Genomic DNA, 12235 nt, shown 5'->3' with positions numbered 1-12235 from the left:
GGTTGGCGAAGCGAGCGTTGACGAGCGGGCAATCCGGGGGCTTCGCGCCTGTTGCCCGGCGCGCCGCCGTCGCTTCTCCATCGGGCAAGCCTGTGTTCCCGAACTGCCATCTCGTCTAAGGGCGCGTTGGCGCGCAGTCTGCCGTCGGCTTGGCGACAGCGCTTGATGGGGATCGTCTGTTATGAGTTCGACGCAGGTGGAGATTGCCGGCACGGCGAAGCGCGGGCGCGAACGCGACGGGCGCAAGCGCATCCTGGCGGCCGCGCTGGAGCTGTTTGCCGAAAAAGGGTTCGATTCGGTTTCCACGACCGAGATCGCCAAGGTGGCCGGCAGCTCGCAATCGGTGGTGCTCTATCATTTCGAGACGAAGGAAGCGCTGTGGCAACAGGCGATGCGGGATCTGATCGCCCGGATCGACGCGCGCCAGACGCTGAACCTCGACGAGTATCGCGACCTGTCGCTGGAGGACCAGTTCAGGGTGCTGCTGCGCCGCTTCGTGATGGCATCGGCGCAGGTGCCTCAGCTGGGGCGGGTGATTTTCCGCGAGGGCCTGTGTGGCGGGCCGCGGCTGAAATGGCTTCTGCGCGAGCTTGGAAATCCGCAGTACGGCATGCTGCGCAACGTCATCAACCAGCTTCAGGCGCAGGGGCGCCTGAAGCAGTGGGACCCGGTGGCGCTCACGCTTTCCATCCATGGGGCCGGCGCGATGATCTACAACGCGCACCACCTGATCATGCAGATGACGCACCGCGACCCGTTCAGCGACGAGGCCGTGCAGCGCCATGCGGACATGCTGATCGCGGCGTTCGGCGGCCTTCTGGACCGGGATTGAGCCGTCAGGCCCTCGCCAGCATCCTGACGTTCGATTGCGCCTGCGCCTCGCGGTGGCGCACCAGATGCTGCACGAACAGCCGGGCGGCCGGGGCAAGCCGGCCGTTGGGGCGGATGCACAGCTTCAGGGTGCGGCGCGCCCAGGGCGGCCGGCGTCAACTTCCTTGAGGACGGCAGCCTTGGTCGGCGCGAGAACGCAATCCAGCCGCCGCAGCACGGTGAACGGCAATATGACGCGACCGTATTCGGACTGCTTATAATCGCCGCGCAGCAGATCGGCGACAGACCAGATAAAATTCGAAAGCGATTGGTGATTCAAGACGCTGCCCTCCAGCGTTGCTTGATGCATCACCGGAGTTCAATGGGCAACAAAGGCTTGAGCTGATGACGAAACAGGAACGAAGCTAAATTGCCGAGTCTCACCGCCGAGAACGATCACACAAGCGCGACAGCACTTTTGCGGGCACTAACCCATTCAAATCAGCTTTTTTGAAGCGAGGCGGTATCTGACTGGCTTTTTGGTTTTCTCAATCAGACCTTCTTCGATCATTCTCCCCAGCCACTGCTTCGTTTGTGCGGCGGAAACATCGAGTGCGCTGGCGACGTCTGCCTCTTTCTTTGGTTCACTGAGAACAGCTTGGATTGCTGATCGCGCTGCTTGGAAGATCGCGTCGGCCGGGCTTTCAAGGCTCGCTTGCGCCAGGCTGGTTGCATCCTCAGTGTTCGCACTTGCTTCTCGCGCGGTAGCATCGGGTCGTGCCGCAGCGCGGGATTCTTTATCATCGGCAATTTCGACCTGCGCATCGAAAAGGCTCGGCACTCTGATCGATACGTTGTGAGCCGATTGGTTGAGGAGGGCATCCAGAGCTTCGACGTCGCGAGGGTTTGGCCAATCAGCCGCGCCTTTGTTTTTCAGCGCCGCAAGGCCGGGTTGCGGTTCGCCGACCGATCGAACGTAGATCGGCACGCAGCGATATTTGTCGAGCTGCTCGACAGCGCCAGCCCAAGTGCCGCCTTTCCCAACATCGGAACTCACAACGAGCGCAGCATCCGATAGCGCGTAGATCGACTTGTTACGCTGCATCGCGTTGCCAACGTTGAAGCCGGCGCTGGGGTCAAAAGGAGATATGAGAGTGAGTTGACCATCGACAATCATGTTTCGGTGGTCTCGATTCATAGCTTGGCGTTCAAGGCTGTCGGCCAACACCCCGATCACTCGCCCTCCCGCGTTCAGCGCTCCTCGCATTGCATATTGATCTATGCCCTTCGCGCCACCCGAGATCACGGCCCGACCGGCCCGCGCCGCCAATTCGCCAACATCAAGCGTGTAAGAGAGCAGTTCTTCATCCGCAGCGCGCGATCCCACCACGGCTAATCCACCCCGATTAAAGGCACTCAAATCCCCACATCCGTAAAGGACTGATGGCGCGTCATTTCGTAGGCAACTTTTTAGCCGCGCAGGATATTCCGGATCGGCCCTACTGATCACCCATATTGCGCGCGCTTGCCATCTCTCGATGGCCTGGCTCAACTGAAAGCCACGGCCCAAGAGCGCTGTCAGCCGGTCAGGCGAGACGGCGGGCGCACACATTTCCGCGATTTCCCCGAACGCGGGCGTTAGAAGGTCAGAAGGTTCGCGGTCGATCTCTCGCAGATGTTTGGCAAACCGCCTGTATTCCGCTGGAGTGATCAGGTCTGCATTCTTCGAACTTTTCCCCACTATCAGAGGCGCGGTTAGAAGCAGGATCGCTTGCGTATTTGGGGAAATTGACGGTGTCATTCGTTTTGCCCTGTCAAGGAGAGGGCAACAGGCCAAACCTCGCCGCTTCCATGTGTTCGCAATAGCCACGCTGAAACCGCGATCGTCCAACGAGAGTCAACCATATCATCGACGAGGAGGACTGGTCCATTGGGCAAGGCATCGTTCAAAACGGCAAGCGAACCATCGACGTTGCGTGCTTGCTGAGCACTGTTTGCCATCGTCTTCTGCTCGGGACGCTCATCGGTTTTCGTGAGAACGATATGGAACGGTAAACCGAGCGCAGCGGCCAGCCGCTGGGCAAAGTCGGGAACCAACTCGGGGTGTCGTAATGAAGGCACGCAGGTCACCCATCGAGGCGCAGGGCTAGGCCCCCAAGCCGCTATCATTTCCTGGCAAGCGATCACGAGGTCATCGCTGAACCGCCCGTCATGATATTTGCCCTGTCGGACAAGGTTTCCCCAACCCGCATCTCCCCACACGCAGAGCGCGCGGCCTTCTTGAGCTTGGTGATGTGCATTGATCCTCCCGGCCTGACCGTAAATTGGCAGTCCGCCCGCAGGCCATTGCTTTCGAGGCTCAAAGGGGAGGCTAGTCCTTTGTAGGAACTCGATTGCGGCGCTCACAAGAGATGGATCACAATCACCGGAGAGGGGGGGCAGGTTGGGTCCTGAGGCGTCCCCCGGATCGCCGTCCAAAGCTCTTATCAGAAACGCCATGTGGTCGCCGAGTGGCAGATCGACGTAGCTTTGCATCTCCTCTGCTTCAGCGCGGCGAAGAGTGGTAAGTCGCTCGGCTCGCTCCCAGAACGCATCACCGAGCGTAGCGGCCGTAAGCTGCCATTTCGTCCCCTGCTTCGCGACGGGCGCGGGACTCTCTAGGGATAAAAGGGCGATCGTCTTTTCAATCCGTCCTTTGCTTAGGTTCACTTCGTTGAGTAGCTCCGGGATGGAAAGGCCATGCGGCGCATCGTTGAGGGCCGCTAGAACCATCTCAACTTCAACCGGAGTCGGGAAGGCGCTTCTAATGAACCAATCGGTTACCTCCGCCTCTTCGCGACCGCTAAGCAAAACGCCGTATGCGGCTGGCAGTGCGCGCCCGGCTCTTCCGACTTGCTGGTAATACGCCACAACCGATCCGGGAGTTTGATAGTGGATCACGAAGGCTAAGTCTGGCTTGTCGTATCCCATTCCCAGCGCAGTAGTTGCGACCAACGCTTTGACCTCGTTGTCGAGGAGCGCCTGTTCAAGGACCTCACGGCCTTCCCCTGTTTCCCCTGTGTAGGCCTCCACGTTGAAACCACGAGACTTGAGCCATTGAGTGACTTGGTTCGCGTCCCGAACTGTCAGTGTGTAGATAATCCCATGTCCGGGCAGGGTTTGGAGATTCTGCGCCAGCCAGGCCAATCGCTCTGCTTGGCTGGGCATTCGGAAGGTCTGCAGGGTTAGCGATGGACGATTCAGATCACCGCGAGAAATGCCGAGATCGGGACCGAGCACCTCGACCAAATCGTCCATCACCCGATTGTTTGCGGTGGCCGTCGTCGCCAGCATGCGCAGATTTGCTGGCGAGTTCCTGACTATGCGTTCGAGCAGTCTATAATGTGGTCGAAAGTCGTGGCCCCAGTCTGAGATGCAATGGGCCTCGTCTACAACCATAAGGTCGATCCGATCTGCAATTGGGGAGAGAACCTCCTCTACGAAGCTGTCATTTGCCAGGCGCTCGGGTGAAATAAGGAGCACATCAACCTCGTCCCGAAGAATGGCCGCGCGAACAGCTGACCATTCGTCGACATTGCTAGAGTTGATGGTCGCAGCCCGGACTCCCATTCGTTCCGCCGCAGCGATCTGGTTCCTCATCAAGGATAGAAGAGGTGAAATGAGAAGCGCGGGACCGGAGCCGGCCTCTCGCAGCAATTTAGCTGCGATGAAATAGACGAAGCTTTTGCCCCAGCCCGTTTTCTGAACAACGAGCAGGCGGCCTTGTCCTTCTACGACATGACGGATGGCTTCTTCTTGCCCCTCCCGGAAGGTCGCGCCCCATTTCCCGGAACCGAGTTGCAGTAAAGCAAGTGCGCGTTCTCCGTCGTAATCCACCGCCGTCCCTCGTGTTCATGGCGACGCAAACGTTCTTGCGGCCACGAGGGGTATTAAGCGGGGAAGGGAGAATGCGGTCAATGTCCCCCGTTCACCAATGAACGGCTTTCAGCCCCGCACACTTTCCAGCCGCATATCACTACGTGTTGCCCACGATGTTGCCCAAACGGCACCACACTCGCATCGCGAGGCGCATTATAACCAGTAAGTCTTTGAAAAGATGGTGGACGCACTAGGGTTCGAACCTAGGACCCGCTGATTAAGAGTCAGCTGCTCTACCAACTGAGCTATGCGTCCGGCACCATTTCGGCTGGGGCTGGCCCCATGAACCGGCCGGGGCGTTCACCCCGGGGGAGGCGGGCGTTTACAAAGCGAATCCCGGCTTGTCCAGCCTGAATCTCGCTTTGGCATGTTACCCGGTGCGCCTTCAGATATGTTCCAGCCGCCGCTGCCGGTATATGCCCATCAGGATGCCCAGCGCGATCATCACCGTCAGCGCGGCGCTGCCGCCATAGCTGACCAGCGGGAAGGGAATGCCCACCACAGGCGCCAGCCCCATCACCATCATGCTGTTGATCAGCACATAGAAGAAGATGGTCATCGAAAGCCCGGCGGCCAGCATCCGCGCAAAATGCGTCTGGGCCGACAGCGCCACGCGGATGCCCCAGTTCAGCACCAGCCCATAGGCGATCAGCAGCCCGGCGCCGCCCATCAGGCCCCATTCCTCCGCCATGGTGGCGAACACGAAATCGGTGTGCTGTTCGGGCAGATACTGAAGATGGCTCTGCGAGCCTTCAAGGAAGCCCTTGCCGAACACCCCGCCGGACCCGATCGCGATCTTGGACTGGGTGATATGATAACCCGCCCCCAGCGGATCGGCCGATGGATCCAGGAAGATCAGCACCCGCCGCTTCTGGTAATCATGCAGCAGGTTGTACAGCAGGGGGAGCGAGGCGAGGCCCGCCGCGCCGGGGATCAGGAACCATTTCAGCGGCAGCCCGCCCAGGAACATCATCGTCAGCCCGCCGGCCGTGATCATCAGCGCGGTGCCCAGATCGGGCTGCAGCATCACCAGCGCGGCGGGCGTGCCGATCATCGCCAGCGGCGGCCAGATGCCCGCCAGCTTCGCCGGATAGCCGCGCGGCAGGAAATGATAGAAGCGCGCCAGCGCGATCACCACCGCCAGTTTCATGAACTCCGAAGGCTGCAACCGGATGAAGCCCAGGTCCAGCCAGCGCTGCGATCCGCCCGCGATGCCGCCCACCACCTCCACGCCGATCAGCGCCACCAGCACGGCGGCATAAAGCGGATAGGCGATCTTCAGCCAGAACCCCAGCGGCACCTGCGACAGCAGGATGGCGAGCCCCATGAACAGCGACAGGCGCACCGCATGGTTCATCGCCCAGGGCTGCAGGCTGCCGCCCGCCGCCGAATACAGCACCACCACGGCAAAGCCGCCGATCGCCGCCACCAGGAAGATGATCCGCCAGGGCAGTTGCAGGATGCGCTGCGGCCAGCGCGAGTTCAGCAGCCCGCCGATCATGGCGCGCCCCCTGCTGCCGGCGCAGGAACCGGGGCAGCCGCCGCCGCGCGCGCCGCCGCCGCTTCGGCTGCTGCCCGGGCTGCGGCCTCCTCGGCGGCGCGGCGCGCCCGCTCGCGCGCTTCCAGCACGCCCGCCAGCTGCTTTTCGGCGGCCGGCCGGTCATAGATCCAGGTCAGCACGTCGCGCGCGATGGGGGCCGCCGCCCGCGATCCGCCGATGCCATGCTCCACCACCACGCTGATGGCATAGCGTGGATTGTCCACCGGCGCGAAGCCGATGAACAGCGCATGGTCGCGGAACTTCCACGGCACGTTCGCCCCGCCCCGGGCGCTGCCGGAAATCCGCCGCACCTGCGCCGTGCCGGTCTTGCCGCCCATCGCCACCCCCGGCACGCGCAGCATCGATCCGCGCGCGGTGCCGCCGGGGCCGTTCACCACATCGTCCATGCCGCCGCGCACCACGTCCAGATATTCGGGCGGGATGGGCAGGGGGGCAAAGGCCTTCGGCGCACGCCCCGTCAGCATGCGCGGCTCCACCATGCGGCCGGTCGCGATCCGCGCCGTCATCACCGCCAGCTGCAGCGGGTTCACCACCACATAGCCCTGCCCGATGGACATGTTCAGCGTGTCGGCCACCGTCCAGTCCTTGTCGAACCGCTTCCGCTTCCAGGCCGGATCGGGGATGTCGCCCGCGCGCTGCACCGGCATGGGGATGTCGAACTTGTGGTCCAGCCCCAGCGTGCGCGCCATGTCGGCCACGGCCTGCGCGCCCACGCGCCGCGCCATGGTATAGAAATAGACGTTGCAGCTCTTGGCGATGCCGGACCGCATCGCCACCGTCCCGTGGCCGGATCGCTTGTGGCAGTGCCACACCGCCCGGCCATAGCGGTAACTGCCGCCGCAATGCACCTGGTCCGTCGGCAGCACGCCGTTCGCCAGCGCCGCCAGGGCGGTGACGGGCTTGAAGGTGGAGCCGGGCACATACAGGCCCTGCAGCGTCTTGTTCAGCAGCGGCTTGCGCTCATCCTCCTGCAGCTCCTTCCACAGCTTCGAAGGGATGCGGTTGGAAAACACATTGGGGTCGAAGGCCGGCATCGACAGCAGGCATTTGATGTCGCCCGTCACCACATCGATCACGGTGACGGAACAGCTTTCGTTCCCCACCCGCGCCGCGGTGAAGGCCTGAAGGCCCCGGTCGATCGTCAGCTGCACCTGCTGGCCGGGCGTGTCGGGCCGGGTGTCCAGCTCGGCCACGATCCGGCCGCGCGCGTTCACCTCCACCCGCCGCGCGCCGGGCTTGCCGCGCAGCACCGCGTCCTTCGATCGTTCCACCCCGTCCTTCCCCACGCGGAAGCCGGGCAGCAGATAAAGCGGGTCTTTCGTTTCCAGATATTGTTCGCGCGTGGCGCGGCCGACATAGCCCGTCACATGCGCGAACGCCTCTGCATCGGGATAGTGGCGCACATAGCTGCGCATCGGCTGCAGCCCCGGCATGTTCGCCAGCTCCAGGTTCAGCGCGGCGAAGGCGTCCCAGCCGATGTCGCTGGCGATGGTCAGCGCGGCCGATGGCGGCAGGCCCTTCGCATCCTCGCGGATCCGGTCCAGATCGGCGGGGGCCAGCGGCACGATCGCGGCGATGCGCGCCAGCGCCCCCTCCAGATCCCCGGCGAGAGAGGGGATCAGTTCCACCGCATAGGCGGGCCGGTTGGTGGCGATCGCGGCCCCCGTGGCGTCCACGATCCAGCCGCGCCGGGGCGGGATCAGGTGCAGCGCCACGCGGTTGTCTTCTGCCGCGACCTTGTACTTGTCGGCCTCCGCGATGGAGAGCTGGGCCATTCGCCCGATCAGCGCCACACCGGCGCCGGCCTGCACCGCGCCCAGGAAAAAGGCGCGGCGGTCGAACAGGCGGCCGGGTTCGCCCTCCGCCGCCACCGGATCAGCTGCCCGAAAGGGTGAGGCGCCGCTGGATCCGCGCCGCGAACGAGGCCACCAGCGGATAGGCGATCACCGTGATCAGCCCCTGCACCAGAAAGGGCAGGGCAGGCGCGGACAGGCCCATGAAGCCGTTCAGCTGCCAGGCCAGAAGCTGCGCCGCCATCACCAGCAGGCCGGCGAAGCCCCAGTCGATCGCCAGGCTGTGCCCCTCCATCCGGCTTTCCGCGATGCGCACCGCGCCGACCACCAGCGGGAAGATCAGGCCCCAGATCCCCACCATCCCGCCGAACAGCAGGTCGGCGAACAGGCCCAGAAGAAAGCCGCCCCACACCGGCATCAGGCGCGGCTGGATGCTGGCCCACATGATCAGGAACAGCAGCGCCAGGTTCGGCATCACCCCCCAGGCCAAAGGCAAGGGCAGGGCCATCACCAGCAGCGACAGCATCACGGTGCCGGCCGGCACCATCCGGCGCGCAATCTCGCCCGCGCCGGCACGGTCCTTCACCAGATAGCTCATCGGGCGGTCGCCGGCGCGGGGGCGGGCAACTGCGCCACGGGGGCTGCTGCCTGCGGCGCAGTTGTGGCCTGCGGCCGGGGCGCTGTTGCGCCCCTCGCCGCAGGCGCGGCGGCGCCCTGCGCGACAGGTTCCGATCCGGGCTTCGCTGCGGGCGGCACCACACGGTCGGCCTCCGGCGCGGCGGGGGCGGCGGCCACGAAGCTCGGCGGCGGCAGCCAGGGGGCTTCGATCATCACCGTGCCAAGGCCGGTGGGGTTCGCCAGCGGCCGGGCACGTGGCGGGTTCGCCTCCGCATCGATGATCACGGCGACGGGAATGCCCGGCGGAAACAGCCCGCCGTCGCCCGATGTCACCAGCCGGTCGCCCACGCGGATCTTGTCAGAGCCAGAGGCGATGTCGAACTGGAAGTCCAGCAGGGTGCCGCCGGTTCCCACCGCCAGCCCGGTCCAGCCGGTGCGCAGCACCTTCACCGGCACCCGGCTGTCGGCATCCGTCAGCAGCATCATGCGCGCGGCCTGCCGGCCCACATCGGTCACCCGCCCGGCAAGCCCGCCCGATGCGATCACCGGCATGCGTGGCCGCACCCCGTCCGACAGCCCCGCGCTCAGGATCGCCTGCCGCTGCCCTGCAGCTGCCGAAACAGCAGACGCGACGGCAGAGGCCACCAGCCGCCGTTCGGGCCGCTTCAGCGACAGCAGCGCCTCCATCCGGTCCAGCTCGGCGGCCAGCCGCTCCGTCTCGGCTGCGCGGCGCTGCGCCGCCTTCAGGTCGGCCGTCAGCTTCCGGTTCGTCTCCACCACGTCCAGATGCTCGCCGATCAGCGCGCCCAGCCGGCGCACGCCGTCCACAGGCGCCATGGCAACCGATATCACCGGCGACAGTGCATCCGCCGTCGCGCCGCGCATCCGCCCGCCCAGCTCGGGGTTCACCCGCTGGATCAGCAGCATCAGCAGCGCGAACGCGATCACCACGCCCGCGAACAGCGCGCCCAGCAGGGCCAGGTTGCTGTCGCGCCTGGCAAAGCTGGTGCGGCGTGCGGGGCGCAGGCGCGAAGCGTTTGGCATCCGGTTCATGCAGGATCCACGGTGGAGGTCAGGATGGGCGCGATCCCGGCGGTCATCAGGCTCCCGTCAGCACACCGCGATAGACAGGATCTTCCAGCGCCCGGCCGGTGCCCAGCGCCACGCAGGAAAGCGGGTCTTCGGCCACCGTCACCGGCAGGCCCGTCGCCTGCCGCAGCGCCTCGTCCAGCCCGCCCAGCAGCGCGCCGCCGCCGGTCAGCACGATGCCCTGGTCCACGATGTCGGCCGCCAGTTCCGGCGCGGTGTTTTCCAGCGCCAGGCGCACCGATTCGATGATCTGCGAAACCGGCTCCGACAGCGCGTCGGCCACCTGCCCCTGGTTGATGGTGATTTCCTTCGGCACGCCGTTCACAAGGTCGCGGCCCTTGATCTCCACGGTCGCGCCGATCCCGTCAGCCGGCGGCAGCGCCGTGCCGATCTGCTTCTTGATCCGCTCGGCCGTGGCGTCGCCGATCAGCAGGTTGTGGTTGCGGCGCACATAGTTGACGATGGCTTCGTCCATCTTGTCCCCGCCGACGCGCACGCTGGTGGTATAGGCAAGGCCCCTCAGCGACAGCACGGCGACTTCGGTGGTGCCGCCGCCGATGTCCACCACCATCGATCCGATCGGCTCCGTCACCGGCATTCCCGCGCCGATCGCCGCCGCCATCGGTTCCAGGATCAGGTGCACCTGGCTGGCGCCTGCATTGTTCGCGGCGTCGCGGATGGCGCGCTTTTCCACCGGGGTGGAACCCGAAGGCACGCAGATCACGATTTCCGGCCCGCGCGGCACCCAGCTGGATTTGCCGTGCACCTTGTCGATGAAATATTTGATCATGTCCTCGGCCACCTCGATGTCGGCGATCACGCCGTCGCGAAGGGGCCGGATGGCCTGCACATTGTCGGGCGTCTTGCCCATCATCATCTTGGCGTCATTGCCCACCGCCTTCACCTGGCGCCGGCCGTTCACCGTTTCCAGCGCCACGACAGAGGGTTCGTTCAGAACGATCCCGCGGCCACGGACATAGACGAGCGTGTTGGCGGTTCCGAGGTCGATGGCCATGTCCTGGCTCAGGAAACCGAAAATGCGGCTGAAGAAGTTCACGGGTCTTGCGGGCCTCTTGTCAGGCGTCTTGCGCCGGTTTTCCGGGATAGGGCGTTTTCGGCAACCATGCCCGCCGGCCACCCGTGGCCTGCCCCGCCCGGTTCCTGCTGCGCCTCTGGTCTGGCCGGAAGCGCGAATCGGGGCGGCAGGGCCGCGTCAGGCGCCTGTGCAGACACTGTTGCGGATTGACCAACTCGAATAGGCGGTCGAACCGGGGCACGCAACCATTGTTGTGCGGCGTCTGCCCGCCGATCCGCCTCGCTTCAACCCGCCCCGATCCCCTCTTGAGCTCCCGCCCGGCAACCGGCAACAGCGCGTCATGCCCATCCGCCGCCTTCCCAGCCATCTGGTCGACCGAATCGCCGCGGGCGAGGTGGTGGAACGCCCGGCCAGCGTGGTGAAGGAACTGGTCGAGAACAGCCTGGATGCCGGCGCCGCCCGAATCGAGGTGCATGTGTCGGGCGACGGCACCCAGCGCCTTCTGGTGATCGACGACGGGCACGGCATGTCGCCGGATCAGATGCGCCTCGCGATCGAACGCCATGCCACCTCGAAGCTGCCGGACGACGACCTGCTGGCGATCCACAGCTTCGGCTTCCGGGGCGAAGCGCTGCCCGCCATCGCCTCGGTCGCCCGCTTCACGCTGGAAAGCCGCCCCGCCGGGGCCGAAACCGGCTGGCGGATTCAGCTGGACGGCGGCGAGCTGCTGTTCGACGGCCCGGCGGGCCTCGCCCCCGGCACCCGCATCGCCGTCGAGGGGCTGTTTTCCCGCGTTCCGGCCCGCGCCAAGTTCCTGAAGAGCCCGCGCACCGAAATCGCTGCCATCCAGGATGTCCTGCGCCGCCTCGCCATGGCGCATCCGCATGTCGCCTTTCGACTGCTGCACGAAGGCCGCCGCCTGCTGGATGTGGCGGCCGAAGCCGGTGCGGGCGTTCCCGCGCTCGCGCGGCGGGTCCAGTCTCTGCTGGCAGACGGCGCAGACATGGTGCCCGTCGATTTCGATCGCCCGGATCTCGCCATCGGCGGGCTCGCCGGGCTTCCGGCCGCCTCGCGCGCCACTTCGGAACATCAGTATCTGTTCGTGAACGGCCGCCCGGTGAAGGACCGCCAGCTGGTCGGCGCCCTGCGCGGCGCCTATGCGGATCGCCTGCCCGCCGGCCGTCATGCCGTCGCCGCGCTGTTCCTCACGCTTCCCACGCACGATGTCGATGTGAATGTGCATCCGGCCAAGACCGAGGTGCGCTTCCGCGATCCGGCGCGGATCCGCGCCTCCCTGATCTCCGCCATTCGCGCCAGCCTGGAACAGGCGGGCATCCGCCCCCTGCAGGCGGCGGGGCAGGCGCTCGCCGCCGCCATCGCGGCCCCGCACCCCGCGCCCGCGCAGCTGCC

General features: G+C 65.4%; 10 protein-coding genes and 1 tRNA gene. 2 read left to right on the top strand and 9 right to left on the bottom strand.

What is annotated here, in order from left to right:
• Positions 1-181 precede the first annotated feature (181 nt).
• A complete protein-coding gene (locus ACE3O8_RS10370) occupies positions 182-832 on the top strand; it encodes a TetR/AcrR family transcriptional regulator (RefSeq protein WP_374389455.1) in 651 nt (216 codons plus the stop codon).
• 123 nt (positions 833-955) lie between these two features.
• On the opposite strand, the gene ACE3O8_RS10365 is transcribed toward ACE3O8_RS10370, so the two are convergent.
• The 9 genes from ACE3O8_RS10365 to ACE3O8_RS10325 all read right to left on the bottom strand — a co-directional run bounded on the left by ACE3O8_RS10365 (position 956) and on the right by ACE3O8_RS10325 (position 10846).
• Positions 956-1180, bottom strand: a complete 225-nt coding sequence (locus ACE3O8_RS10365; protein ID WP_374389454.1) for a type I restriction-modification system subunit M N-terminal domain-containing protein — start codon at positions 1178-1180, stop codon at positions 956-958.
• Positions 1181-1306: 126 nt separating this feature from the next.
• Positions 1307-2611, bottom strand: a complete 1305-nt coding sequence (locus ACE3O8_RS10360; RefSeq protein WP_374389452.1) for a DNA-processing protein DprA — start codon at positions 2609-2611, stop codon at positions 1307-1309.
• Positions 2608-4686, bottom strand: a complete 2079-nt coding sequence (locus ACE3O8_RS10355; RefSeq protein ID WP_374389450.1) for a RecQ family ATP-dependent DNA helicase — start codon at positions 4684-4686, stop codon at positions 2608-2610. Before ACE3O8_RS10355 ends, ACE3O8_RS10360 begins: the two co-directional genes overlap by 4 nt.
• 221 nt (positions 4687-4907) lie before the next feature.
• Positions 4908-4983, bottom strand: a tRNA-Lys gene (locus tag ACE3O8_RS10350).
• 130 nt (positions 4984-5113) lie between these two features.
• Positions 5114-6229 carry a rod shape-determining protein RodA gene (gene rodA / locus ACE3O8_RS10345; protein ID WP_374389448.1) on the bottom strand — a complete coding sequence of 372 codons (1116 nt, stop codon included), beginning with the start codon at positions 6227-6229 and terminating at the stop codon, positions 5114-5116.
• The gene (gene mrdA, locus ACE3O8_RS10340) at positions 6226-8160 is read right to left on the bottom strand and encodes a penicillin-binding protein 2 (protein WP_374389446.1); all 1935 of its coding nucleotides are present in this window, start codon (positions 8158-8160) and stop codon (positions 6226-6228) included. Before mrdA ends, rodA begins: the two co-directional genes overlap by 4 nt.
• A 4-nt stretch (positions 8161-8164) precedes the next feature.
• Entirely contained in the window at positions 8165-8680 is a 516-nt protein-coding gene (gene mreD / locus ACE3O8_RS10335) for a rod shape-determining protein MreD (RefSeq protein WP_374389444.1), read from the bottom strand.
• Positions 8677-9753 carry a rod shape-determining protein MreC gene (gene mreC, locus ACE3O8_RS10330; protein WP_374389442.1) on the bottom strand — a complete coding sequence of 359 codons (1077 nt, stop codon included), beginning with the start codon at positions 9751-9753 and terminating at the stop codon, positions 8677-8679. The genes mreD and mreC overlap by 4 nt, the downstream gene beginning before the upstream one ends.
• Before the next feature lie 46 nt (positions 9754-9799).
• Positions 9800-10846 (bottom strand): rod shape-determining protein, encoded by a 1047-nt coding sequence (locus ACE3O8_RS10325; protein ID WP_374389440.1) that lies wholly within the window; start codon positions 10844-10846, stop codon positions 9800-9802.
• Between the two features lie 319 nt (positions 10847-11165).
• Here ACE3O8_RS10325 and mutL point away from each other — a divergent pair.
• Positions 11166-12235, top strand: a 1070-nt coding sequence (gene mutL / locus ACE3O8_RS10320) for a DNA mismatch repair endonuclease MutL (protein ID WP_374389438.1), incomplete at its 3' end; no start/stop codon positions are given.

The organism is Sandaracinobacter sp., from assembly GCF_041909755.1.
GTDB lineage: Bacteria > Pseudomonadota > Alphaproteobacteria > Sphingomonadales > Sphingomonadaceae > Sandaracinobacteroides.
The sequence above is the reverse complement of the archived record's forward strand: the minus strand, read 5'-3'. Positions and strand labels throughout refer to the sequence as shown.

What these genes read in the sequence shown, in the direction of transcription:
- ACE3O8_RS10370 (WP_374389455.1), top strand. Translation starts at nt 182, where the DNA reads ATGAGTTCGACGCAGGTGGAGATTGCCGGCACGGCGAAGCGCGGGCGC.
- ACE3O8_RS10365 (WP_374389454.1), bottom strand. Translation starts at nt 1,180, where the DNA reads ATGCATCAAGCAACGCTGGAGGGCAGCGTCTTGAATCACCAATCGCTT.
- mreC (WP_374389442.1), bottom strand. Translation starts at nt 9,753, where the DNA reads ATGAACCGGATGCCAAACGCTTCGCGCCTGCGCCCCGCACGCCGCACC.
- mreD (WP_374389444.1), bottom strand. Translation starts at nt 8,680, where the DNA reads ATGAGCTATCTGGTGAAGGACCGTGCCGGCGCGGGCGAGATTGCGCGC.
- rodA (WP_374389448.1), bottom strand. Translation starts at nt 6,229, where the DNA reads ATGATCGGCGGGCTGCTGAACTCGCGCTGGCCGCAGCGCATCCTGCAA.
- ACE3O8_RS10360 (WP_374389452.1), bottom strand. Translation starts at nt 2,611, where the DNA reads ATGACACCGTCAATTTCCCCAAATACGCAAGCGATCCTGCTTCTAACC.